Genomic DNA, 23,876 nt, shown 5'->3' with positions numbered 1-23,876 from the left:
GGCGGGCCCGGACCAGAAGCGACAGCGCGGTGTGCGGCAGGCCGGGAGGGGCCGGATCACGGGCACACGACGCTTTTGGGGGGCTTGAACCCATGGACCCGAACACCCCGGGACCCGAGGAGCACGGCCAGGCGCACAGCCGCCGCCCGCCCCGGGACTCCCTCACCTCCGACTTCGTCCCGAGCGCGCCCGCCCGTACGGTGCAGCTCGTCTCCGGTGACCTGCTGCTGACCGTCAACCCGGTCGACGGCAGCGAGATAGAGCCCTGCCCGCCCGCCGAACGCCCCGGCCGGCCCCGCAAGCGCACCGCCGCCGAGCGCGCCGAGGCCGAGCGTGCCGCCCGCCCGCCGGTCCCGCCCGGACCCGCCCAGCCGACCTACTCCCTGCTGGAGCGCCAGGACGAACGCGAGCGCCTGGTCCGGCTGCTGGCCCGGGGCCGCTCCGTACGGCTGACCGGACCCGGCGGCTCCGGCCGTACCGCCCTCCTCGACCTGGTCGCCGAGGACTGCCAGGACCTCGCCCCCGACGGCGTGGTCCGCCTGAACGGCTTCCACCGCACGGCCGGCGAGGTGCTGCACGACCTCTTCCACACCGTGTACGACGCCCCCCGGTACCGCCCGGAACGGGACGAACTGCTCGCCCTGGTGCGGGAGATCGGCGCGGTCGTCGTCCTGGACGACATCGAGTTCGGCGGCACCGCCCTGGACGAGCTGCTCGACGCCACCCCCGAGTGCGCGTTCCTGCTGGGCGCCACTCCCGGCGTCCCCGCGCCCTCCGCCGAGTCGGAGGCCGAGGAGATCTTCCTCGGCGGCCTCGACCGCGCCGCCGGCGTGGAGATCCTGGAGCGGACCGTCGGCCGCGTCCTCACCGAGGACGAGGCCAACTGGGCCGGCGACCTCTGGTTCGAGTCCGAGGGGCTGCCGCTGAGGTTCGTACAGGCCGGCGCCCTGCTGCGGCAGCGCGACCAGCTGCGGGCCAGCACCGGGGCGGTGGACGAGTACGGCGTCTTCGAGGACGTCCGCGAGCCGGCGGACGTGCCCGCGGACATGGCCGTCGACCTGCCGGAGGACGTCCCGCTGCCCTCCCTCGGCGATGCCGCGGCCCCCGCCCCGCTGCTCGCCTCCCGGCTCAGCGCCTCCGCCCGCGCCGCCCTCCGCTTCGCGGTCGCCCTCGGCGGCGAAGTGCCCCACCAGGCACACCTGCCGGCCCTGGTCGGCGACACGCACGCCGACGCCGCCCTCGGCGAGCTGGCGGGCTGTGGACTGGTCTCCCCGGTGGGCTCCCGCTACCGCCTCGCCGCCGGCGTGCAGACCCAGCTGGAGGCCGCCGGATACGCCGACGACGCCCCGGCCCAGGCCCTCGCCGCCGCCCAGCACTACGCCTGGTGGGCCGGTCATCCCTCGGTGACCCCCGAGCGGGTGTGCGCGGAGGCCGACGCGGTGCTGGCCGCGCTCGCCGCCGTCGTGCCGCAGACCTCCCCGGTGGCCGAGGGCGAAGAGGCCTGCGCGGTACGGCTCGCCCGGACGGCCGGGCCCGCCTTCGCCGCCGGATTCCACTGGAGCGCCTGGGAACGGTCCCTGCGCTCCGGCTCGGAAGCCTCCCGGGCCTCCGGCGAGGTGTTCGAACAAGCCTATTTCCACCACGAGTTGGGCATACTCGCGCTCTGCGGCGGACAGCTCGACCGGGCGCGCGCCGAACTGGAGGCCTCCAACGGGCTGCGCGGGGCGCTCGCCGACAAGCGGGGCACCATGGCCGGCCGGCGGGCGCTGGCGCTGGTCGCCGACCGCTCGGGCGAGGTGCCGGGGGCGGTGGCCGTGGCGGGCGAAGAGGTGCCGGAGGCGCGGCACGAGGAGTCGGCGCCGCCGCCGTACGGCCTCGCCGGCGACCCCCTGGTCACCCGTCAGACCCCGGACGTCAAGCCGCACGGCGCCTTCCGGCGCCTGGCCCGCCGCAACCTGGTGGCGGCCGGCTCGGGCGCGCTGCTCGCCGCCGTGCTCGGCACCGTCGTCACCCTCGGCATGACCTCCGACGAGAACGCGGGCAAGAACCCGGCCGGCACGGTCGACGTCAACCCGTCGGCGAGCCAGGGTGTCGACGACGGCAGCCTGGGCGCGGACCCGAAGGAGCCCGGCGGGGAGGGCGACCACGGCACGGCGAGCGGCCGGCCCACGTCACCGGGGCCCGACGGCACGTACGGCACGGCGGACGACCCGGCGCCGCCGGCGGGCACCGCGCGGCCGTCGGAGAGCGTCAGGCCGTCCGGTTCCGGCTCCTCCTCCGGCTCCCCGTCCAAGTCGCCCAAGCCGTCGGGGTCCTCGGGTTCCTCGAGCGGCGGCACGACGGGCGGGTCCACCGGCGGCACCACGGGCGGCACCCCCACCGGCGGCACGACAGGCGGGAGCACGGGGGGCACGCCCACGGGCGGCACCACCGGAGGCAGCACCACCGGCGGCACCACGGGCGGCGACTCCGGCGGTACGACGACCACGGGGGGTACCACCACCGGCGGGACCACCGGCGGGACCACGGGCGGGACCACGGGGGGCGACTCCGGCGGCACCACGAGCGGCACGGACGCCGGCACGACGACCGGCTCCGACGGCGGGACGTCGACCAGCGCGTCGGCGAGCGCACCGCAGGGCGGCGACACGGGATCACCGGCCAGTTCCGCCGCGGTGATGTAACCCACCACCGCCCCACCGAACCCGCGGAGGCGACTACACAGCCGTGCCGGCGGTGCCCGACGGTCTCGGACTGGTCCGGCCCCGCCGGTCACCGCCGCCCGGGCTTGGCGCCCGTCGTGGCGGGGAGGCTGGGTGGAGAAGGCAGGGTGGCGGGGAGGAGTGCGCGGCCGAGGGGGGCGTGCGGCGGGGGCTGCCTCGCCGCACCTGCGGAGGCGGGTGCGCACCTGTGGCGGCGGTGCTCGGCGAGGGCCCTCGGACCGATCCGGCGGGGGGAGTGCGCACCCGTGACGGTCGCGCCCGACGGGTCTCGGGCTGCTCCGGCCCCGCCGGCCACCGCCGCACGGGCGCGGCGTGGCGGCGGGGCGGCGGCGGGGCGGCGGAGAGGGCAGGGCCGAGGGGGCGGGCAGCAGGGGCTGCCTCGGCGCACCCGCGGAGGCGGGTGCGCGGTCGTCACGGTCGTGCCCGACGGTCTCGGGCTGGGCCGGTACCGCCGGTCGCCGCCGCACGGGCCCAGCGCCGTCGCGGCGGTGGAAGCGCGCGGCTGAGCGGGGTGCGCAGCCGGGTGTCGTGCGGGGTGCCGGGGGCGGTGGGGTCAGAACAGTCGCAGCTTGTCGTCCTCGATGCCGCGGAGGGCGTTGTAGTCGAGGATCTGGCAGTTGATGCCGCGGTCGGTGGCCAGGACGCGGGCCTGGGGCTTGATCTCCTGGGCGGCGAAGACGCCGCGCACGGGGGCCAGGTGCGGGTCGCGGTTCAACAGCTCGAGGTAGCGCGTGAGTTGCTCCACGCCGTCGATCTCGCCGCGCCGCTTGATCTCGACCGCGACCGTCCCGCCGTCGGCGTCCCGGCACAGGATGTCCACCGGGCCGATCGCCGTCATGTACTCGCGGCGGATGAGCGTGTAGCCCTCGCCGAGCGTCTCGATGCGGTCGGCGAGCAGTTCCTGGAGGTGCGCTTCCACGCCGTCCTTGATCAGCCCGGGGTCCACGCCCAGTTCGTGCGAGGAATCGTGGAGGATCTCCTCCATCGTGATGATCAGTTTCTCGCCCGCCTTGTTGACGACGGTCCACACGCCCTCGTCCTCGCCCGCGCCCTCCTTCAGCGTGCAGGGCGGCGACATCCAGTTGAGGGGCTTGTAGGCCCGGTCGTCGGCGTGGATGGAGACGCTGCCGTCCGCCTTGACCAGGATCAGGCGGGGCGCCGAGGGCAGGTGGGCGGTGAGCCGGCCGGCGTAGTCGACCGAGCATCGGGCAATGACGAGACGCATGGTCGGCAACGCTACTCGACGCCCGTCGGTGCGCGCGATCCGCCCGTCCCGCTCCCCAGGGATCGCCCCAAATGTCCCTGGAAACTCTTGTTCATCCCTGGCCGATTGTGGGCGTAACGGGACCGTTCCATATACGCATTCTGCTGGTGTGGTCACCGACCGTTGCCTACCGTAGTGAACGTGAGGTCGCGGCGTATGTACTGAGCGTGTTCGAAATCGCGAACTCCCTTTTCTGTCCGGCAACCCCTGCTCTTCGGGGGTGCGAGAGGAGAACCCATGTCGCTCGACGTCTCACCGGCCCTACTCGAACAGGCCGAGCGAGGCGAGGTCGACGAAGCAGCATTCGTCGACTGCGTCCGGACCTCCCTGCCCTACGCATGGGAGATGATCAGCTCCCTGGTGGCCCAGCTGAAGGTGGACGGCGGACCCTTCGCCGACAACCAGACGCCCCCGCCGGACGAGCAGGCACGCGGTCAGCTGCTGCGCGCGCTCGCGAGTGACGCCATCCGCGGCGCGCTGCAGCGGCACTTCGGTGTGCGGCTGGCCTTCCAGAACTGCCACCGCGTGGCGGTGTTCCCGCTGGACGCCTCGGTGGACGAGACGCTGGCCCGTTTCACCTCGGTGCGCAACCAGTTGCTCAACCAGTCGCCGGAGCTTCGGGACTGCTGACCGGCGGCTTCGGCAGGACCGAGGCGACGAGGCGCTCGCTTGCCGCTCCACCCCCGGGAGGTGCATCCCGCGCCGGGGCGGCAAGCCCCCGGATGGCTCGCGCGTCCGGCGCGGGTCAGCGCAACTGGGGCAGCACCTCGGCGCCGAGGCGGCGTAGGTTCTCCTCCGTGGCGGCGAGGTCGCCCGAGCCCTCCACGAGGAGCGCGAAGCGGGAGATGCCGGTGCGTTCCGAGGTGGCCGCGAGCCGGTCGGCGGCGAGCCGCGGGGTGCCCACCGGGTGCAGCCCGCAGAGCAGTTCGGTGTAGGCGTGCGGGTCGCGCATCGTGCGCGCCCGCCCGTCCACCGTCACATGGGCCTCCAGGCCCTGCTTCAGCCAGCCCGGCATCGCCTTCTGCAGGGTCTCCACGGCGTCCGTGCGCCGGTCGGAGAGCTGGCAGACCCCGGCCGACACATGGGCGGCACCGGCGATCTCCTCGGCCGCCCGGCCCGCCGCGCGGGCGCAGCGCCGCCACAGGGCGACCATCTCGGCCTTCTCCTCGTCCCCGACGTGCATCCCGAGCAGCATGGGCAGCCCGCGCTCGGCGGCCAGCCGCACGCTCGCCGGCGAGGTGCACGCGACCACGACCTCGGGCCCCGGGGCGTCCGTCAGCGCCTCCGCGGGGCGGGGTACGACCGGCACCTCACGGAAGGAGAACCGCTCGCCGGAGGCCGCCACGGACGGTTCGCGCAGCCAGCGCAGCAACAGATCGAGTGACTCCGGGAATCCGTGTTCGTACGCCTCGAGGCCCGCCCCGAAGACCTCCAGGTCCACCCAGGGCCCGCCGCGGCCCACGCCGAGCGTGAACCGTCCGCCGCTCGTCATGTGCAGCAGCGCGGCCTGCTCGCCGAGGGCGACCGGGTGGGCGGTGGGCAGTACGCTGACCGCCGTGCCGACGCGGATGCGGCGGGTACGGCCGAGCAGCAGGGCGGCCAGGGTGACCGCCGACGGACAGGTGCCGTAGGGCACGAAGTGGTGCTCGGCCAGCCACACGGCATCCAGGCCGGACTGCTCGGCGACCTCCGCCGAGCGAACCGCCCGGTGCAGGGCCTCGCCTTGGCCCTGGCCCGGGAACTGGGCGGCCAGCACAAAACTTCCTACACGCATCGCTCTTCCCGCTTCCTTGCCTCCGACCCGGAGCTCCCCCACCCGGCATAACCGTCTGACACGTGCCCAGGACACGGTCTCGCGGAGAGATTTGCGGATTGTCTGCAGAATGGGTCGTCCTGGAGGGGGACTTGTACGGGTTGGTGCCGTACGGGTACCCCTCTCGGCGGCGCGTAGGCTGGATGCAGTCCGTGCTTCCTGTATAGCTCCGAGAGGTGTCCCGTGTCCCCGCGTCGCAACCGACCGAAGGCAGCCGGATCGTCGGGCCGGAGCGCCGAGGACGACCACGCAGGCCGGTACGGCGGCTGGCAGTCCACGGAGAACTGGCAGGGCGAGGAGTGGAGCGTGCGCCATGTCGCCGGCGCCGGCACGGAGGGCAAGGCCTACCGCTGCCCCGGCTGCGACCAGATGATCCCCTCCGGCGTCCCGCACGTGGTGGCCTGGCCGGAGCACGCGGGCGTGGACGACCGCCGGCACTGGCACAAGGCGTGCTGGAACGCGAAGGACCGCCGCACCACGCGGGTGCAGCGGTCCCGTAACGCTCCCAGGTTCTAGCGGCCGCTACACGTCCCGCTTCTGCAGCAGCGCGTACGCCCCGGCGTAGGCCACCGCCGTCAGGCCCAGGATGATCCACAGCGGGTCCCAGCCGGTGGGGCCGGAAGTGCTCAGCGAGTTGTCGTAGAAGACCCCGAGCTGGCTCGGGATGGAGTACTCGAACAGCCACTCCTGGACCTTCTGCAGCGAGGACGCGGCCATGAACAGCGCGATCACCAGCGGCGCGAGCACCGCCGCGATCATGATGGTGATGGCGCCCGCCGAGTGCCGGATGACCGAGCCGATGAGCAGCGAGAGCAGCCCGAGCAGCGCGATGTAGAGGCTGACGCCGACGGTGTCCTTGAGCCAGTCCGAGCCGGACGGGGTCCGGGCGCCGGTGTTGCCCAGCATGGACGCGTGGAGCATGGCCACGAAGCCGGACGCGGCCAGCGTGACGACGAAGGCGACGGCGAAGAACACGATCGACTTGGCGGCGAGCACCCGGCCCCGGGTCGGGCACGCGGTCGCCGTCGTACGGATCATGCCGGTGCCGTACTCGGACGCCGTGGTCAGCACGCCGAGCGTGATGATGCACATGCTGCCGAGGAGCAGTCCGAAGAACCCGAACGACAGCGGGTTCTCGCCGGACAGGCTCGCCGAGTCGGAGTTGGACTCGACCACCGCGCCGGCCAGCAGGCCGATGCCGACGACGAGCACCACGAACACGCCGAGCGTCCACATCGTCGACCGCACCGACTTGATCTTCGTCCACTCGGAGGCCAGCGCGTGCCCGAGGTGGGTGCGCACGACCGGGATCGGCGAGGTGTAGCCGGGGTACGTCCCGCCGGGCGCCGCCTGCCAGTCGGGCGCGGCAGCCGGAGCCTGCGGCATCGGGGGCTGGTGGGTGCTCATCGGGCGACGTCCTTGGACTGGGTCTGGGTCGGGTCGGCGGGGGCGGATGCGGCGGCCGTGGCCGGTGCGGCGGCGGGGGCCGGGGGAGCGGCGGCGGGGGCCTGCTGCGGCGCGGGCGGCGCGGCCGCGACCGCCGGGGCCGTGGCCGGCCGGCCCTGAGCGGACTGAGGCTCCTGCGCGGCCGGCTGGGCCTGCGGCGCCTGGGCCGGCTGAGCCGCCTGGGCCGCCTGCTGGGGCTGGGGAGCCTGCGGGGGCTGCTGGGCGTACGGGTTGGGGGCCGGGGTGCCGGGAGCGTACGCGCCCGCCGGAGCGCCTCCGTACGGCCCCGCGGGCGCCGCCGGCATCGCGAACGGCTGCCCGCCCTGCTGCGGCGACGGCGGGGCGTACCAGCCGGGCTGGCCCTGGCCGGGCACCGGCATGGGCGGCTGGGCGCCGGGCGGCAGCGGCTGCTGCAGGCCCGCCTTCTGGTCGATGGTCGAGCGGTAGTCGACGGCACCCTGCGTCATCCGCATGTACGCCTCCTCCAGCGAGGCCTGGTGCGGCGACAGCTCCCACAGCCGGACGCCCGCCTCGTGCGCGAGGTCGCTGATGCGGGGCAGCGGCAGCCCGGTCACGCGCAGCGCGCCGTCCTGCTCGGGCAGGACATGGCCGCCGGCCTCGGCGAGCGCGGAGGAGAGCTTCTCGCGCAGCTTCGGCTCGGTGTCCGGGGTGCGTACGCGCGCGAAGTCCGCCGAGTTGGCGGAGATGAAGTCCTTCACGCTCATGTCGGCGAGCAGCTGTCCGCGCCCGATGACGATGAGGTGGTCGGCGGTCAGCGCCATCTCGCTCATCAGGTGCGAGGAGACGAAGACCGTACGGCCCTCGGCCGCCAGGGCCTTCATCAGGTTGCGGACCCAGAGGATGCCCTCGGGGTCGAGGCCGTTGACCGGCTCGTCGAAGAGCAGCACCTGCGGGTCGCCGAGCAGCGCGGCGGCGATGCCCAGGCGCTGGCCCATGCCGAGCGAGAAGCCCTTGGAGCGCTTTTTGGCCACATCCTGCAGGCCGACGACCCCGAGCACCTCGTCCACGCGCCGGGCCGGGATGCCCGACAGCTGGGCGAGGCTCAGCAGGTGGCTGCGGGCCGACCGGCCGCCGTGCACGGCCTTGGCGTCGAGCAGCGCGCCGACCTGCCGGGGCGCGTTGGGCAGCCTGCGGTACGGGTAGCCGCCGATGGTCACCGAGCCGGACGTGGGGTTGTCCAGCCCGAGGATCATCCGCATCGTCGTCGACTTGCCCGAGCCGTTCGGCCCGAGGAATCCGGTCACGGCTCCCGGTCGCACCTGGAAGGAAAGGTTGTACACGGCGGTCTTGTCGCCGTAGCGCTTGGTAAGGCCTACAGCCTCGATCATGCTCCGCACCCATCGAAAGGTTCAGGACAGCGGGGCACACGCCCCCGTAAGGGTTAGGAGGATATCGAGGCGCTGACGGTTCCGCCCAAAAGAAGGTAAAGCCAGAACATGACGGTGCGTGACAGTGACTTCTACTGGGCGTCCCGGCGCTTGAGGAGGACGTAACCGCCCAGGAGCGCGGCGATCACCCACAGCACCATGATCCCGAGCCCGCCCCAGGGGCCGTAGGGCGTGTCGTCGCCGGTGATCGGCACCACCTGCATGATCCGGCTGCCCGCCTGGTCCGGCAGGAAGCGGCCGACCTGCTTCGTGGCGTCGACGTTGCCGAGGATGTTGGAGATCAGGAAGAAGAACGGCATCAGGATGCCGAGCGACAGCATCGGCGAGCGCAGCATCGCGGCGACGCCCATGGAGAACATCGCGATCAGGGTCATGTACAGCCCGCCGCCGACCACCGCGCGCAGCACTCCCGGATCGCCGATCCCCGCCCGGTGGGAGCCGAGCATCGTCTGCCCCAGGAAGAACGCGGCGAAGCTCGTCACCAGGCCGACGACCAGCGCCAGTGCGGTGGCCACCGCGATCTTGCCGAAGAGGAAGGTGCCGCGCTGCGGAACGGCGGCCAGCGAGACCCGGATCATGCCGGTGCTGTACTCGTTCGAGACGACCAGCACCCCGAACACGATCATGGCGAGCTGGCCGAGGGTCATGCCCGCGAAGCTGATGACCGTGGGATCGAAGGAGAGCCGCTCCCGCACGGGCATGTTCTCGTACTGGCTGTTCGACAACGCGGAGATCAGCACGCCGAGGGCGACGGTGACGACCACGGCCAGCGACAGCGTCCACACCGTGGACGCCACCGACCGGATCTTGGTCCATTCGGACCGGATGACCTGGACGGCCGCCATCTCTCACGCCTCCTTCCAGCCGGCGCCCCAGTCCTGCGGACCGGGACCCGGAGCGGCATGCGCGTGGTACTCCACCGACTCCGCCGTCAACTGCATGAACGCCTCCTCCAGCGAGGCCTGCTGCGGGCTCAGCTCGTGCAGCACGAGCCCGTACCGGGCCGCCAGCTCACCGATCCGCTCGGCCTTGCCGCCCGCCACCTCGAGCGCGCCGCCGCCCGCCTCCACGGCCGTGATCCCGGCCTCGTGCAGCACGTCGAGCAGCCGTTCGCGCTGCGGGGAACGGATGCGGACGTACGACCGGGAGTTCTGCCGGATGAAGTCGGCCATGGAGGTGTCCGCGAGCAGCCGGCCCTGCCCGATGACGACCAGGTGATCCGCCGTCAGCGCCATCTCGCTCATCAGATGGCTCGACACGAACACCGTCCGCCCCTGCGCGGCCAGCGACTTCATCAGGGTCCGGATCCAGTGGATGCCCTCCGGGTCGAGCCCGTTGACCGGCTCGTCGAACATCAGGATCCGCGGGTCGCCCAGCAGCGCACCGGCGATCCCCAGCCGCTGCCCCATGCCCAGCGAGAACCCCTTGGCCTTCTTCCGCGCCACCGCCGTCAGACCGACGGTGTCCAGCACCTCCGCCACCCGGCGTCCGGGAATCCCGTTGCTCTGCGCGAGGCACAGCAGATGGTTGTAGGCGCTCCGGCCGCCGTGCACGGCCTTGGCGTCCAGCAGGGCGCCGATGTACGTCAGCGGATCCTTGAGCCGGTCGTAGTGCCTGCCGTCGATGCGGACGTCGCCGGCGGTGGGATGGTCGAGCCCGAGGATCATCCGCATGGTCGTGGACTTCCCGGCGCCGTTGGGCCCGAGGAACCCGGTCACGGTGCCCGGCCTGACCGTGAACGTCAGATGGTCGACCGCCACCTTGTCGCCGTACCGCTTGGTCAGCCCCTCCAACTCGATCATGCGGCCACGCTAGGACGGCCTCCGGGGCCCTGCCACTCGAGCGGTCGGCCCGGGGCGCCGCGCGGGTGGGGGAGCCGTGCGTCCGCCGCTGACGCCGCCCGCTCCCGGGCGTTATGCTCCCAGCCCCCTTGATCGCCGGGGGCGGCGCCGGGGGGCGCCGGAGAACTGAACACGAGCGGGGGCAGAAGTGGTCGAGGACGGCAGACCGCGCACGGCACGGGGCGCGGTGGGGGCGGGGCTGGCGGTCGTGCTGGCCGCGGCGGTGTTCGGGCTCGCGGTGGAGTTCCACATCCTCGGGTGGACGTCGATCCCGGGCAACTCCTGCGGCAGATACCGGGCCTGTCCGGACGGCACCACACCCACCCTCATCCTGGCGTTCGTGCTGACCTTCGCCGGACTCCCCGCGCTCGGGGCCGCCGTCGCCCGGCTCGGTGGCCGACGGCCCGGCAAGGTCCTGCCCGCCGTCCTCGTCGTCGCCGGCCTGCCGCTCGCGCTGTGGCCCGGCTGGCAGGCGTACCAGTGGATGCGCGGCCCGGTCCTCGACGCCGTCTGGCATGCGGGGCTCGACCGGCCGTCCACCGTGCGGGCGCAGGGTGTCTGGACCGTGGGCGAGGACGCCGCGACGGTGGTCCGGGTGCGCACCGACGCGCTCGTCGCCTACGACTCCCACGACGGGGAGCGCCGCTGGACGCTGCGCGCCCCCGTGCGCGAGTCGGTCTGCGCGATGAGCGAGCGCGTCGTGGACGGCGTCGGCCTGGTCGCCTTCGCGCGCTACAAGAAGCCCTGCGACACGGTGTGGGGCGTCGACACCCGGACCGGACGCAAGCTGTGGGAGCGGACCGTCGAGGGCGTCGCCCAGTACACCTCCGGCAGGGACAGCCTGCTCGCCGCCGACGGGGACGTGGCCCTCGCGCTGACCGACACGGGTGTCCAGGCGTACGGCCTCGCCGACGGGCGGCCGCGCTGGAGCGCCGACCTGCGGCGCAAGAGCGGTGACGGCACGCGGTGCGCGCCCGACGTCGTCTCCGCGGCCGGCGGCACCACCCGGGTCGTGGTGACGTGCGAGACGCTGGACCATGCCGACGGACGGGTGGTGACCCTGGACAACGCCACCGGGAGGCAGCAGGGCAGCGTGGACCTGCCCATCGAGAGCCCGGCCGACACGGTCATGGTGCTCGCCGCCGAACCGTTCACCCTGCTGGTGAAGGAGAGCGACAAGCGCGGGGTCGCGGCCGTGCTGGTCCACCCGGACGACGACGGCGACCCGGTGCAGATCCCGCTCACCGGTGACGAGGAGGACCTCACGCCGCTTCCGGTCGACTACGACACCTTCACGGCACGGCCGGCGCTCTGGGCGGTCGTCCGCGGGGGCACCCTCGTCGTCGCCGGCACCGAGCCGGGAGCCTCCCTGCCCGAGCGCGTCTCGGGCTACCGGCTGCGCGACGGCCGGCAGCTGTGGCACACCGACCTGAAGGGCGTCGCCGCACTGGCCCCCGCCGGCCGCGACCGGGTGGCCGTGCTCGGCGACGGCCGGCTGTGGACGCTCGACACGGCCGACGGCCACCGCATCGGTGAGGACGACGGCACCACCGTGCGCTCGGACCGGTACTCCACCGGCGGCCAACTGCTGCGGGCGGGCGACACCTGGGTCTTCGTCAACGGCGACGGCACGAACGGCCCGCCCGTGCTCGGGCTGCGCTAGGGAACGGAAAGGGGGCGGCGGGACCAGGTCCCACCGCCCCTCAAGGCGTCGTACGACTGCCGGAGACTACCGGGACTGCTGCGCCGGGACGCCCCGGGAGATCGGCTCGTCCTCGGTCGACGTGCCGGCAGCGGCCACCGCGGCGCCGGTCAGCGTGGCGAGCATCTCGCGGACGTTCGTCAGCTGGGCGTTGATGGAGTCGCGGCGGTTGGTGAGGGCGGCCAGCTCGCGCTCGGATTCCGAGCGGATCCGGTCGGCCTTGGCGTTGGCGTCGGCCACGATGTCCTCGGCCTGGCGCTGGGCCGTCTCCACCGTCTGGCGGGCGCGGCGCTCGGCGTCCGTGCGAAGCTTCTCCGCCTCCAGGCGCAGCTGCTCGGCGCGGTGCTCGATCTCGGCGAGGCGCTTCTCGGCCTTCTGCTGACGCGAGGCCAGGTCACGCTCGGACTGCTCGCGGCGCTTGGCGAGGTTCGTCTCGAAGTCGGCGGCGGCCTGCGCGGCCTTGGCGCGGGTCTCCTCGAAGAGGGCGTCCGCCTCCTCGCGCTTGGACTGTGCGTCCTTCTGCGCCTCGGAACGCAGCTGGGAGGCGTCGGCCTTGGCCTTCTCGACGATCCGGACGCCCTCGTCCTCGGCCTTCGCCTTGCGCTCGGCGGCGTAGGACTCGGCGTCGTTGCGGACCTGCTGGGCCGCCGACTCGGCGAGGTCGCGGTGCTGCTCGGCCGCGCGCCGGGCCTCCTCACGCAGCTCCTTGGCCTCTTCCTCGGCCAGGCGCAGGATCTTCTCGACCCGCGCGCCGAGACCCGCGTACGACGGCTCGGCGTCGGTGACCTGTGCCTGGGCGTTCTGCGTTTCGAGGTGCAGCTCCTCGATGCGCTTCTCCAGAGCGGTGATGCGGGCGAGAGCGCTGTCACGGTCGGAGACGAGCTTGGAGATACGTTCGTCCACCTGAGCGCGGTCGTACCCACGCCGCACAAGCTCGAAGCCGTAGGGGGAAGTGTCGCTCATGGGGTTCCTGTCAATGAGACCGGTGAGGTGATAAGGGAATCCTAGGGGCCGAAGCGGTGTGTCATCGAGCGGATACGGTTTTGATCTGGAGAATGGCACCTCTTTTGGGTGGCTGACCGGCGGACGGCTTGCCGAGGACTCGGGCAAAGCCCCCAGAAGACAACGGAACGCACCCGATCCGCTAGCTGTCTGACGACTTGCCACCCGAACGAGGGGCGCCGACCGTCGCGCCCGCCTTGACTCCGTTGTCCTTGCCGGACGACGGCGCCTCGAAGGATTCCAGCGCCTCCAGGACGTCCTGGACACGGGAGATCTCGGCGTTGATGTCCTCGCGCCGGCGCACCAGGATCTCCAGCTCGCGCTTGCCCTCCTCGACCGTGCGCCGGGCCTCGCGGATCGCCTCCGCCTTCAGCTCCTCGGCCTCCTTGACCAGGCTGGCCTTCTTCTGCTCGGCCTCCTTGAGCAGCCCCTCCGCCTTCTTGACGGCGGCGATGCGCACCTTGCCCGCCTCGGAGCTGGCCTCCGAGACCAGCTCCTTGGCCTTCGCCTGTGCCTTCTCCAGCTGCTCCTCGGCCGCCTTGATGAGCGCGTCGCAGCGGTCGCCGGCGGTCTTCATCGTCTCGGCGGCCTCACGGCGGGCCCGCTCGTGCAGCTCCTCGATCTCGGTGGTGATGCGGTCGCGCAGCTCCTCCGCGCGCTCCCTTATGGCGGTGGCGTCCCGACGGGCACCGACCAGCAGCTCGTCGGCGTCCGTACGGGCCTTCTCCACCCGGGAGTTGCCCTCGACGGTGGCCTCGGAGACGATCCGCTCGGCCTCGCTGCGGGCCGCGCCGACCATCGTGTCGGCCTGCGACTCGGCGTCCGCGGTGGTCTGCAGCGCCTGCTGCTGGGCCTCGGTGAGCAGCTTGTCGGCCTCGGCCGTGGTCTCCGTGATGAGCGTGTCGACCTGCTCGGCCGCCTCCGAACGCCGCTTGTTGGCGTCCCTGCGGGCCTCGTCCAGGGTCCGCTCGGCCTCCTCGCGCGCGGAGTTGACCAGCCGTTCGGCCTCGGCCTCCGCGTCCGCCTTGAGCCGCTCGGCCTCGGCCCGCACCCGCTCGGCGTGCTGCTGGGCGGAGCCGACGGTCTCGGCGGCCTCGGCCCGCAGCCGCTCGGCGTCACCGGTGGCGTCCCCGATGAGCTGCTCGGCGCCCGCCACGGCCTCGTTGCGGACCCGGTCGGCCTCGGCGAGGGCCTCCGAGCGCACCCGCTCGGCCTCGGCGGCGGTCTCCGTGGTGAGCCGCTCGGCCTCGGTGAGCGCCTCCGTGCGCACCCGGTCGGCCTCCGCGACCGTCTCGGTCTGCAGCCGCTCGGCCTCGTTGCGCGCCTCGGTGATGAGGGTGTCCGCCTGGGTCGCCGCGTCCGAGCGGATGCGGTTGGCGTCCTCGCGGGCGTCCGCCCGGGTACGGGCGGCGGCCTGGTCGGCCTCGGCGAGCGCGTCCGACGCCTCGGTGCGCACCCGCTGGGCGTAGTCCGACGCGTCCGCACGCAGCCGCTCGGCCTCCGCGATCGCCTCCGCGACCGTACGCTCGGACAGCGCCTTGGCGGCCTCCGACTCCTCGTTCGCCTCGCGCCGCAGCCGGGAGGCGTCCTCGCTCGCCCGCTCCCGCTCGGCGTAGGCGTCGGCGCGGACCCGGTCCGCCTCCTCCTCGGCCTCCCGCTTCGTACGGTCCGCCGCGTGCTCGGCGGCCGAGCGCAGCCCGGTGATCTCCTCCTGCGCCTGCTCGTGCAGCCCGACGACGGAGTCCCGCACCTGCTGGGCGTGCTGCTCGGCGGCGGCGACCATCTCGGTCGCGCGTCGGTCCGCCTCCTCGACCAGCCGGATCGCCTCGGTCTGCGCCTCCTCGACCCGCTTGCGCGCCGAGGCCAGCAGTTCCTCGCTCTGCGCGCGGGCCCGCTCGCGCTCCTGGTCGGCCTCCTCGCGGGCGGAACCGAGGAGTTCCTCGGCCTCGCGACGGCGCCGGGCGGCCTCCTCCTGCGCGGCGGCCAGCGTCTCCGACGCCTCGGCGCCGAGCCGTTCGGCGGCGGCCTGCGCCTCCGCGCGCACCCGGTCGGCGGTTTCCTGCGCCTCCACCTTCAGCCGCTCCGCCTCGGCGGCGGCCTCGGAACGCAGCCGTACGGCGATGGCCTCGCCCTCGGCGCGCGAGGCGGACGCGTCGGACGCGGCCTCGGTGCGCAGCCGGTCCGCCTCCTCCTCGGCCTGCTGCTGGAGGGTGCGGATCCGCTCGGCGGACTCCGAGCGCAGCCGCTCGGACTCCTCGGCGGCCTCCCGGCGGATCCGGGCGGCCGCCTCCCGGGCGTCGGTGAGCGCCTCTTCGGCGGACGCCAGCCGCTCCTGGGCCTCGGTCTGCAGCCGGGTCAGTTCCTCGGCGGCCTCGCCACGGCGGGCCTCGACGGCACGCTCGGTCTCCTCGCGCAGCTCCCGCGCGGCCCGCTCCGCGTCCGCCTGGACCGACTCGGCCTGCTCGGCGGCCTCGGCGCGCAGCCGCTCGGCCTCCTTGCGGGTGCGCTCCAGGGTCTCCTCGGCCTGCCGGCGCAGCGCCGTGGCGCGCTCGATGGCCTCGGTACGAACCTTCTCACTGTCCGTGGTCGCCTTCTGGCGCAGCTCGTCGGCGTCCGCCTTGGCCTTGGACAGCAGCTCCTCGGCGGACCTGGCCGCCTCCTCGATCTGCGCCACCGCCTCCCGGCGGGCCTCGGCGCGGATCGACTCACCCTCGGCGACCGCGTCGGCGCGCAGCTGCTCGGCCTCGCCGCGCAGCCGGCGGGCCTCCTCCTGCAGCTCGACCGTCTTGGCGCGGTACTCCTTGGTGTCGTCCTTCGCCGCGCCCTTGAGCTGCTCGGCGATGTCGTGCGCCTCGGCACGCAGCCGGTCCGCCTCGGCCTCGGCCTCGGTGCGGATCCGCTCGGCCTCCTCGGTGGCGGCCCTGGTGGTCTTCTGGGCGTCCTCGGACGCCTTGTTGAGGACGTCCTCGGCGGTCTTGGCCGCCTTGGACAGCTGGCTGGCCGTCTCCTCCGCGGTGACGGAGCGGGCCTTCTCGCCGGCCTCGGCGACGATCTTCTCGGCCTCGGCCCGCGCGTCGGCGACCAGCTGCTCGGCCTCGGACTTGGTGTTCTCGGCCTCCTTGGTGGCCTCCTCGACCAGCCGGGCGACCTGCTCCTTCGCGGTACGCGTCCGCGTCTCGTTGGCGGCCTCGGCGCTCGCGAGGGCCTTGGCGGCGGCCTCCTTGGCCTCCGTCTGCAGCTTCTCGGCCTCGGCCTGCGCCTTGCGCAGCGCCTCCTCGGCCGCCGTCATCCGCTCCTCGGCGGCCCGGCTCAGCTCGGCGGCCTGGCGGCGGGCGGTGTCCGACTCGGTGACGGTGGCGGTGCGCAGCTGCTCGGCGTGCTCGGTGGCCTCCTGGGCCTGCGTGGAAGCAGCGTTCAGCAGGCGCTCGGCGTCCGTGCGGGCGCGGCGCAGGATCTGCTCGGCCTCGGCGCGGGCGGACTCGGCGTCGCTCTGCAGCCGCTCGCGGGCCTCCCGGGTCAGCCGCTCGGCCTCCGCGCGGGCGGCGGTCATGGCCTGCTCGGCCTCGGCGCGGGACTCCTCCAGCAGCCGGCGGGCCTGCTGCTCGGTGCGGGCGCGCAGCTGCTCCGCCCAGGCCACGTTCTCGTTGACGTGCGACTCGACGGTGGAGCGGCGTTCGGCCAGCTCCTGGTCGAGCTGCTGGCGCCGGGTCACCGCCTCCTGGTGCAGCTCGGCCTGGAGCCGGGCGGCCTGCTCGGCGTGCTCCTGCAGGATGCGCTGGGTCTGCGCGCGGGCCTGGCTCAGCTCCCGCTCGGCGTCCTGGCGCAGCTGCTCGGCCTGCATCTGGGCATTCCGCAGCAACTGCTCGGCCTGATAGCCGATGTCACCGCCGTCGTAGGCGGGCCGGGTCATGAGGGTGCGCCGCGCCTCGTGCAGCTTGGCGCGCAGCACCTCGACCTGGTAGCCGAGGTCCTCGGCGTGCTGGATCGCCTTTTCCCGCTCGGTCTTCAGCCGCTTCATCTCGGCCTCGAACCGAGAGAGGTGGTCGACGTCAGCCGCCGGCTCTCGCTCCTGGCTCTCGTAGCCCCGCACTGCGCGGTCCCATCCGTCCCCTGGTCAGCTTCTCCAACGAGCACCGTCCATCCGCCGAACGGGGCCCCCGGGGAATGGTGTCAGATCAACGGCGGAGCACGGGCTGCTGCCCCGACGCTCGTCCCCCGAAACCCGGACCCCGGCATGCGGTCGTCCCGGTTGAGGGGACGACCGCCCCCAACCCTACCGGCCCTTATGTACGGGGGTCAGTGCTCGGGCGACTCAACAGGGGCCGAAGTGACCAGTTCTGTGAGGACACCGTGGCAGTCCTTGGGGTGCAGGAAGGTGATCCGTGACCCCATGGAACCACGCTGCGGCTCGTCGTACAGGACGCGTAGGCCCTTCTGACGGATGGCCTCGGAGTCGCCGTCCACATCCGCCGTACCGAAAGCGATGTGGTGGACGCCCTCCCCGTTCTTCGCCATCCACTTGCCGACCGCCGAGTCCTCGCGGGTCGGCTGCAGCAGCTGGAGGTAGGAGGCGCCGCCGTCGGACGTCTCGTTGATCTTGAGCATGGCCTCGCGCACGCCCTGTTCCTCGTTGACCTCGGTGTGGAACACCTCGAAGCCGTATGTGGACCGGTAGAACTCGACGGTCGTGTCGAGGTCGTGGCAGGCGATCCCGATGTGGTCGATTCGCGTCAGCATGGTTTCAGTGCAGCGCTCCCGGGGTGGTTACGCAACGTGCGCGCGATCACACCTACGGCCCGATGACGGCACGGAGTGCCATCAGTACATTCGAAGTAAACCCTCGTTCACTCCTCGGCTGTGCAGGCCGGTAAGGGGATCGCAGCTCATGTCTTCTGGAACGACCAGCTCTGTGATCGTCGCGGGCGCCCGTACGCCCATGGGACGACTGCTGGGCTCCCTCAAGTCCTTCTCCGGAGCCGACCTCGGCGGCTTCGCGATCAAGGCAGCCCTCGACCGTGCGGGGATCGGCGGCGACCAGGTGCAGTACGTGATCATGGGCCAGGTGCTGCAGGCCGGGGCGGGGCAGATCCCGGCGCGCCAGGCGGCGGTCAAGGCCGGCATCCCGATGAGCGTCCCGGCGCTCACCATCAACAAGGTCTGTCTGTCCGGCCTGGACGCGATCGCCCTGGCCGACCAGCTGATCCGCGCGGGCGAGTTCGACATCGTCGTGGCCGGCGGCCAGGAGTCCATGACCAACGCCCCGCACCTGCTGCCGAAGTCCCGTGAGGGCTTCAAGTACGGCGCGGTCGAGATGCTCGACGCCATGGCCTACGACGGTCTGACCGACTCCTTCGAAGGCATCGCCATGGGCGAGTCCACGGAGAAGCACAACACGCGCCTCGGCATCAAGCGCCCCGAGCAGGACGAGATCGCCGCCCTGTCGCACCAGCGGGCCGCCGCCGCGCAGAAGAACGGCGTCTTCGAGGCCGAGATCACCCCGGTGGAGATCCCGCAGCGCAAGGGCGAGCCGGTCCTCTTCAGCAAGGACGAGGGCATCCGCGGCGACACCACGGCCGAGTCGCTGGGCAAGCTGCGCCCGGCCTTCACCAAGGACGGCACGATCACCGCCGGCTCCGCCTCGCAGATCTCGGACGGTGCGGCGGCCGTGGTCGTGATGAGCAAGGCCAAGGCCCAGGAGCTGGGCCTGGAGTGGCTCGCGGAGATCGGCGCCCACGGCAATGTGGCCGGCCCGGACAACTCCCTGCAGTCGCAGCCGTCCAACGCCATCCAGCACGCCCTGAAGAAGGAGGGCCTGGAGGTCTCCGACCTCGACCTCATCGAGATCAACGAGGCCTTCGCCGCGGTCGCCGTGCAGTCAATGAAGGACCTCGGCGTGTCCACGGAAAAGGTGAACGTCAACGGCGGCGCCATCGCGCTGGGCCACCCGATCGGTATGTCCGGCGCCCGTCTCGTGCTCCACTTGGCGCTGGAGCTGAAGCGGCGGGGCGGCGGTGTCGGCGCGGCCGCGCTGTGCGGTGGCGGTGGCCAGGGTGACGCGCTGATCGTGCGGGTACCGAAGGCCTGAGCGGTACGTTTCGAGGTTCCTCGGGGATCCGCCGGGTTCCTCGGGGATCCGCCGAGTTTCTCTAGCTGAACGGAGCTGTGATGCAGGACGTCTCCTCTCTGGTGGCCCAGGCCAGGGAAGGCCGGCCGCGGGCCGTGGCCCGGCTGATCTCCCTGGTGGAGGGGGCGTCCCCGCAGCTCAGGGAGGTCATGGCGGCGCTGGCCCCGCTGACCGGCAACGCCTACGTCGTCGGCCTCACGGGCTCTCCCGGTGTCGGCAAGTCGACCTCCACCTCCGCCCTCGTCACCGCGTACCGCAAGCAGGGCAAGCGGGTCGGCGTCCTGGCCGTCGACCCGTCGTCCCCCTTCTCCGGCGGCGCCCTGCTCGGCGACCGGGTGCGCATGTCGGACCACGCCTCCGACCCCGGCGTCTACATCCGCTCCATGGCCACCCGTGGCCACCTGGGCGGCCTGGCCTGGGCCGCCCCGCAGGCGATCCGCGTCCTGGACGCGGCGGGCTGCGACGTGGTCCTGGTCGAGACGGTCGGCGTCGGCCAGTCGGAGGTGGAGATCGCCTCCCAGGCGGACACCTCCGTCGTCCTGCTGGCCCCCGGCATGGGCGACGGCATCCAGGCGGCGAAGGCCGGCATCCTCGAGATCGGTGACGTCTACGTCGTCAACAAGGCCGACCGCGACGGTGCCGACGCCACCGCCCGCGAACTGAACCACATGCTGGGCCTCGGCGAGTCCCGCGGCCCCGGTGACTGGCGTCCGCCGATCGTGAAGACGGTCGCCGCGCGCGCGGAGGGCGTGGACGAGGTCGTCGAGGCCCTGGAGAAGCACCGCGCGTGGATGGAGGAGCGCGGCGTCCTCGCCGAGCGCCGCAGGGCCCGCGCTGCCCACGAGGTGGAGACCATCGCGGTCACCGCGCTGCGCGAGCGCATCGGAGACCTGCACGGCGACCGCCGCCTCAGTTCCCTCGCTGAGCGCATCGTCGCCGGCGAACTGGACCCTTACCGCGCCGCGGACGAGCTGGTGGCGGGCCTCACGGAGGGCTGAGGGGCGCCGGTCCGAAGATCGTGCTGCTAAGTTGACGGGCATGTTCCTCTCCATGGCGTAGAGCGCGCACCGGATCGCGGGGCCGGACGTACGGCCACCGCGTCCTTCGGTGTCCGCTCTTCCGCCTCCCGCAGAGGAACCTCAGCGTGTCCACGCCCCCTTCGCGGCCCTCGTACGCCGCCGTCCTGCGCGTCCCGCACGCGCGCCGCACCTTCGCCTCCGCCCTGACCGCCCGCCTGTCCTACGGCACGGTCGCCCTGGCGGTGCTGCTGTCCGTCACCCGCTCCACCGGCTCGTACGCCGTCTCCGGCGCGGTGATGTCCCTGTTCGGCGCCACCACGGTCTTCCTGATGCCGTTGCGGGCGACCCTCACCGACCGGCACGGCCCGCGCCGCGCCCTGCTGCCCATGTCGGCCCTCTACGGCACCCTGCTGTGCGTCCTCGCGGCCCTCACCTGGCGCCCCGGAGCCCCTCCCGCGGCCATGGCCACGGCAGCCGCCCTCGCCGGCGCCTGCGCACCCCCGCTGGGTCCGACCATGCGCGCCCTGTGGGGCGAACTGGTACCGGACCGGGCGCTGTTGCAGCGCGCCTACAGCCTGGACGGAGTCGCCGAGGAACTGCTGTTCGTCTCCGGCCCGGCCCTGGTCGGGGCGCTGCTGGCCGTCGCGCCCCCGGCGTCCGGCATCCTGCTCAGCGCGTTCCTGAACGTCGCGGGCACCTGGGTCTTCGTCCAGTCCCCGGCGCTGCCGGGCCCGCGCCCCGGGCCCCGCAGGCAGCGGCGCGGCGGTGTCCGCGGTCTGCTGCCCCCGGTCGCCGTCGCGCTGGGCGCCGGGCTGGCCCTGAGCGGCGTGGAGCTGCTGGTGCCGGCCTTCGCCACCGCGCGTTCGTACGACACCGCCCTGGTGCCCTGGGTCCTGGGCGCCCTTTCGGCCGGCAGCGCACTGGGCGGTCTGGCCAACGGGGCGGTGCGGTGGCGGGCGCCGGCCCGGGTACGGCTGTGCTGGTTCGCGGTGGGCCTCGGCCTGGTGATCGCGGCAGCGGGCCTGGCCCCCGGCCTGTGGACCCTCACCGCGGCCATGGCGTGCGCCGGAGTGTTCATCGCTCCCGCTCTGACGACCGCGTATCTGCTGGCGGACGAGCTGGCGGCGGAGGGGGCGCGAACTCAGGCCGGGGCCTGGGTGAACACCGCGGTGAACGCCGGCAGTTCGGGGGGATCGCTGGTCGCGGGGCTGCTGATCGGGCGGGTGCCGCTGGGGGCCTGCTTCGCCCTGGCGGGCGCCACCGCTCTGCTGTCCGCCCTGGTCGCGGGCGCCCGGGCCGCCGGCCCGGCGGCCCGCCCGGCAGTACGTCGCGCCTAGGGGCCGGTCGTCACGGGCGACGACAGGGAGGTGACCGCCCGTCCCCGCGCCCCCGGCGACTGGGGCGGGCGCGGCGGTACCTCGTCGGTGCCGGTGCGCGCCCCGTCCCCCGGCCCGGCCGCGGCGCCGCACCCCCCGGCCCGGCTCCGATGTCCCGGAGCGTTCAGGAGGCTCAGGGGCGTCCCCGCTGCCCCCTCAGGTGCTCGGCGATCGGCTTGAGCGCCTTGTCCAGCTCCGTCAGAGCCTCCGGCGACAGCAGGTCGATGAAATGCCGCCGCACCGACGCCACGTGGTGCGGCGCCACCTTCCTCATCGTCTCCATGCCGTACTCGGTCAGCACGGCGTACAGTCCCCGCCGGTCGGACTCGCAGTTCTCACGGCGCACCAGGTTCGCGTTCTCCATGCGGGTGATCTGGTGCGAGAGCCGGCTCTTGGACTGCAGGGTCGCGGAGGCGAGATCGCTCATCCGCATCCGTACGTCGTCCGACTCGGACAGGTTCACGAGGATCTCGTAGTCGTTCATTGTCAGGCCGAACGGCTGCAGATCTTTTTCGAGCTGGTACGTCAACAGCCTGTTGACCTCCAGGTGGGTGCGCCAGGCGCACTGCTCCGCATCGGTCAGCCAGCGCGTGGCCGTCTCGGTCTCCATGAATGAAGTCTACCTAAGAAGTTGAATGACGAACTACTTCGGGTGGTGTGACAGTGCGCACGCGTTCGATGTCACACTCCGCAGACTACCGCTCACAGCCCGAAGCGACGCTGGAGGTCTCCCAGCTGTCCGGGAAGGCGCGGTGCGCCCGACGATTGCGGACCGTGTCCGCTCGGTGCCGTTCCGCCACCGCCGGGCACCCCCGGCTGGGACGGAATCGCCCCCGTGGCCGCCTCGGCCATAAGGGTCTCCGTCGACTGCAGCAGGACCGTCCCGGCGCCCACGAACTCGAACTGGTGCTCCTCGCCGGACGCCCCGCCCAGACCCGTCATCGCACGTAGACCGCCCAGTACGCCCGTCAGATAACCGTGGTCGTAGTGATGACACGGAGACGGGCAGTCGGCCCACCCGACGAGGGCCTGGGGGTCGACCCGGATCGGAGGTTCCATGAACACCACCGGACCGTTAGATGCGGCCACGAACTTTCCGGTTCCGATGAGGGTCAGAAAGCCCGGCACGATCGACTGCTTGAGTGTGAGACTTGGCTGAAAAGCGAGCAGGTTGCCCGCGCGAATGGTCAAGTTCCCGTCGTCCAGATCGTAGGAATTGACATCGAAGGCCCGGTCGGCCAGCAGCATCTTGCCGGAGCCCTCCGCCACGACCCAGTCGCTCGCGTGCAGTGGCGAATGGAACGAGGTACGGACGAGCCGGTCGAGTCGGCCGTGCCCGATGCCGTTGAACTCGATCGCCCCGTAGTAGGCGATCATCTTCCCCTTCTGCAGGAACCACTGGCCGCTCTTCAGCTCGACACAGAACGTGTACGCGTTCACGTTGTCGTCGGCGGGCAGGGTCGTCGGGTCGTGCACCACCGGGCCGCCCGGGGTTCCGTACGCGCTCACAGCTTCTCCTCCGAGGCCTGGACGTACACCGTGCCGTTGCCGCTCAGCTCCAGCTGGAAGGCCTCGCCGGAGCCCCGGCCCACCATGTCCCGCCAGCCGAGCGCGGTGGACAGCTTGTTGCGGACGTCGCCGTGGTGGGCGACGTAGGCCTGCGGGTCGACATGGACCGGGCGCTGCGGGGTGACCGGGATCTCGAAGACGCCGCCGTGCGCCATCACGGCGACGGCGCCGTGGCCCTGGAGCGTGGTGGTGAACAGCCCCTGCCCGGTGACCTGGCCCCGGACCAGGCCCATGACCCCGCCCTGTGAGCCCATGAACATCGTGCCCTGCTGCAGGGTGCCCTCGAAGGCGAGCAGCCGGTCGGCCTCGACGTAGAGGGTGTCGCCGGAGAGGTTGATGACGTGGACGTGATGGCCGCCGTGCCCGAAGAAGACGGTGCCGCTGCCCTCGACGGACATGAGCGGGGTCGCCTCGCCGGCCACCCGGCGCCCGATCATGGACATCACTCCGCCCTGGCCGCCCTGGACGCTGGGCGTGAAGGACACCTCCCCCTGATAGGCGAGCATCGCCCCGCGCTGACTGAACATCCGCTGCCCGGGCAGCACGGTCGCCTCGACCATCTTGGAGTTGATCTCTCGGAAGGGCATG

At 72.8% G+C, this 23,876-nt stretch carries 19 protein-coding genes; 7 read left to right on the top strand and 12 right to left on the bottom strand.

What is annotated here, in order from left to right:
* Positions 1-92: 92 nt before the first annotated feature.
* Positions 93-2,684: an ATP-binding protein gene (locus ACZ5CW_RS36255; RefSeq protein WP_468609166.1), complete on the top strand. Its 2,592-nt coding sequence runs from the start codon at positions 93-95 to the stop codon at positions 2,682-2,684.
* 592 nt (positions 2,685-3,276) lie between these two features.
* Here ACZ5CW_RS36255 and nucS read toward each other — a convergent pair.
* The gene (gene nucS / locus ACZ5CW_RS36250) at positions 3,277-3,948 is read right to left on the bottom strand and encodes an endonuclease NucS (RefSeq protein WP_468609164.1); all 672 of its coding nucleotides are present in this window, start codon (positions 3,946-3,948) and stop codon (positions 3,277-3,279) included.
* 276 nt (positions 3,949-4,224) lie between these two features.
* On the opposite strand from nucS, the gene ACZ5CW_RS36245 reads away from it, so the two are divergent.
* Positions 4,225-4,617 carry an SCO5389 family protein gene (locus ACZ5CW_RS36245; RefSeq protein WP_014675028.1) on the top strand — a complete coding sequence of 131 codons (393 nt, stop codon included), beginning with the start codon at positions 4,225-4,227 and terminating at the stop codon, positions 4,615-4,617.
* Positions 4,618-4,732: 115 nt separating this feature from the next.
* On the opposite strand, the gene ACZ5CW_RS36240 is transcribed toward ACZ5CW_RS36245, so the two are convergent.
* Entirely contained in the window at positions 4,733-5,761 is a 1,029-nt protein-coding gene (locus tag ACZ5CW_RS36240; protein WP_468609162.1) for an LLM class flavin-dependent oxidoreductase, read from the bottom strand.
* A 222-nt stretch (positions 5,762-5,983) separates the two neighbouring features.
* On the opposite strand from ACZ5CW_RS36240, the gene ACZ5CW_RS36235 reads away from it, so the two are divergent.
* A complete protein-coding gene (locus ACZ5CW_RS36235) occupies positions 5,984-6,316 on the top strand; it encodes an ATP/GTP-binding protein (RefSeq protein ID WP_468609160.1) in 333 nt (110 codons plus the stop codon).
* A 6-nt stretch (positions 6,317-6,322) separates the two neighbouring features.
* On the opposite strand, the gene ACZ5CW_RS36230 is transcribed toward ACZ5CW_RS36235, so the two are convergent.
* The 4 genes from ACZ5CW_RS36230 to ACZ5CW_RS36215 all read right to left on the bottom strand — a co-directional run bounded on the left by ACZ5CW_RS36230 (position 6,323) and on the right by ACZ5CW_RS36215 (position 10,457).
* Positions 6,323-7,207, bottom strand: coding sequence for an ABC transporter permease (locus tag ACZ5CW_RS36230; RefSeq protein WP_468609158.1), 885 nt, complete (start codon positions 7,205-7,207; stop codon positions 6,323-6,325).
* Complete coding sequence (locus tag ACZ5CW_RS36225; protein ID WP_468609156.1) at positions 7,204-8,595, bottom strand: ABC transporter ATP-binding protein; 1,392 nt, start codon at positions 8,593-8,595, stop codon at positions 7,204-7,206. The genes ACZ5CW_RS36230 and ACZ5CW_RS36225 overlap by 4 nt, the downstream gene beginning before the upstream one ends.
* A 131-nt stretch (positions 8,596-8,726) precedes the next feature.
* Positions 8,727-9,500 carry an ABC transporter permease gene (locus ACZ5CW_RS36220; RefSeq protein ID WP_468609154.1) on the bottom strand — a complete coding sequence of 258 codons (774 nt, stop codon included), beginning with the start codon at positions 9,498-9,500 and terminating at the stop codon, positions 8,727-8,729.
* Between the two features lie 3 nt (positions 9,501-9,503).
* On the bottom strand, positions 9,504-10,457 hold the full coding sequence (locus ACZ5CW_RS36215) for an ABC transporter ATP-binding protein (protein WP_468609152.1): 954 nt from the start codon (positions 10,455-10,457) through the stop codon (positions 9,504-9,506).
* A gap of 187 nt (positions 10,458-10,644) precedes the next feature.
* Between ACZ5CW_RS36215 and ACZ5CW_RS36210 the strand changes: the two genes are divergently transcribed.
* Entirely contained in the window at positions 10,645-12,159 is a 1,515-nt protein-coding gene (locus ACZ5CW_RS36210; protein ID WP_468609150.1) for an outer membrane protein assembly factor BamB family protein, read from the top strand.
* 66 nt (positions 12,160-12,225) lie between these two features.
* Here the strand turns inward: ACZ5CW_RS36210 and ACZ5CW_RS36205 are convergent, their stop codons facing one another.
* The 3 genes from ACZ5CW_RS36205 to mce all read right to left on the bottom strand — a co-directional run bounded on the left by ACZ5CW_RS36205 (position 12,226) and on the right by mce (position 17,937).
* Positions 12,226-13,161, bottom strand: a complete 936-nt coding sequence (locus ACZ5CW_RS36205; RefSeq protein WP_468609148.1) for a cellulose-binding protein — start codon at positions 13,159-13,161, stop codon at positions 12,226-12,228.
* 181 nt (positions 13,162-13,342) lie between these two features.
* On the bottom strand, positions 13,343-17,290 hold the full coding sequence (gene scy / locus ACZ5CW_RS36200; protein WP_468609146.1) for a polarized growth protein Scy: 3,948 nt from the start codon (positions 17,288-17,290) through the stop codon (positions 13,343-13,345).
* 206 nt (positions 17,291-17,496) lie between these two features.
* The gene (mce, locus tag ACZ5CW_RS36195) at positions 17,497-17,937 is read right to left on the bottom strand and encodes a methylmalonyl-CoA epimerase (RefSeq protein ID WP_468609144.1); all 441 of its coding nucleotides are present in this window, start codon (positions 17,935-17,937) and stop codon (positions 17,497-17,499) included.
* A 148-nt stretch (positions 17,938-18,085) separates the two neighbouring features.
* Here mce and ACZ5CW_RS36190 point away from each other — a divergent pair, with 148 nt between their 5' ends.
* The 3 genes from ACZ5CW_RS36190 to ACZ5CW_RS36180 all read left to right on the top strand — a co-directional run bounded on the left by ACZ5CW_RS36190 (position 18,086) and on the right by ACZ5CW_RS36180 (position 21,680).
* Complete coding sequence (locus tag ACZ5CW_RS36190) at positions 18,086-19,285, top strand: acetyl-CoA C-acetyltransferase (RefSeq protein ID WP_468609142.1); 1,200 nt, start codon at positions 18,086-18,088, stop codon at positions 19,283-19,285.
* Between the two features lie 80 nt (positions 19,286-19,365).
* Positions 19,366-20,322 carry a methylmalonyl Co-A mutase-associated GTPase MeaB gene (gene meaB, locus ACZ5CW_RS36185; RefSeq protein WP_468609140.1) on the top strand — a complete coding sequence of 319 codons (957 nt, stop codon included), beginning with the start codon at positions 19,366-19,368 and terminating at the stop codon, positions 20,320-20,322.
* Between the two features lie 146 nt (positions 20,323-20,468).
* On the top strand, positions 20,469-21,680 hold the full coding sequence (locus tag ACZ5CW_RS36180; protein WP_468609138.1) for an MFS transporter: 1,212 nt from the start codon (positions 20,469-20,471) through the stop codon (positions 21,678-21,680).
* 172 nt (positions 21,681-21,852) lie between these two features.
* On the opposite strand, the gene ACZ5CW_RS36175 is transcribed toward ACZ5CW_RS36180, so the two are convergent.
* From ACZ5CW_RS36175 to ACZ5CW_RS36165, 3 genes are all read right to left on the bottom strand, one after another.
* Positions 21,853-22,329 (bottom strand): MarR family winged helix-turn-helix transcriptional regulator, encoded by a 477-nt coding sequence (locus ACZ5CW_RS36175; RefSeq protein ID WP_468609136.1) that lies wholly within the window; start codon positions 22,327-22,329, stop codon positions 21,853-21,855.
* Between the two features lie 92 nt (positions 22,330-22,421).
* Positions 22,422-23,228: an AIM24 family protein gene (locus tag ACZ5CW_RS36170; RefSeq protein WP_468609134.1), complete on the bottom strand. Its 807-nt coding sequence runs from the start codon at positions 23,226-23,228 to the stop codon at positions 22,422-22,424.
* Positions 23,225-23,875, bottom strand: a complete 651-nt coding sequence (locus tag ACZ5CW_RS36165) for an AIM24 family protein (protein WP_468609133.1) — start codon at positions 23,873-23,875, stop codon at positions 23,225-23,227. The genes ACZ5CW_RS36170 and ACZ5CW_RS36165 overlap by 4 nt, the downstream gene beginning before the upstream one ends.
* Between the last annotated feature and the right edge of the window lies 1 nt (position 23,876).

Source organism: Streptomyces sp. NPDC031379 (assembly GCF_055569615.1).
The sequence above is the reverse complement of the archived record's forward strand: the minus strand, read 5'-3'. Positions and strand labels throughout refer to the sequence as shown.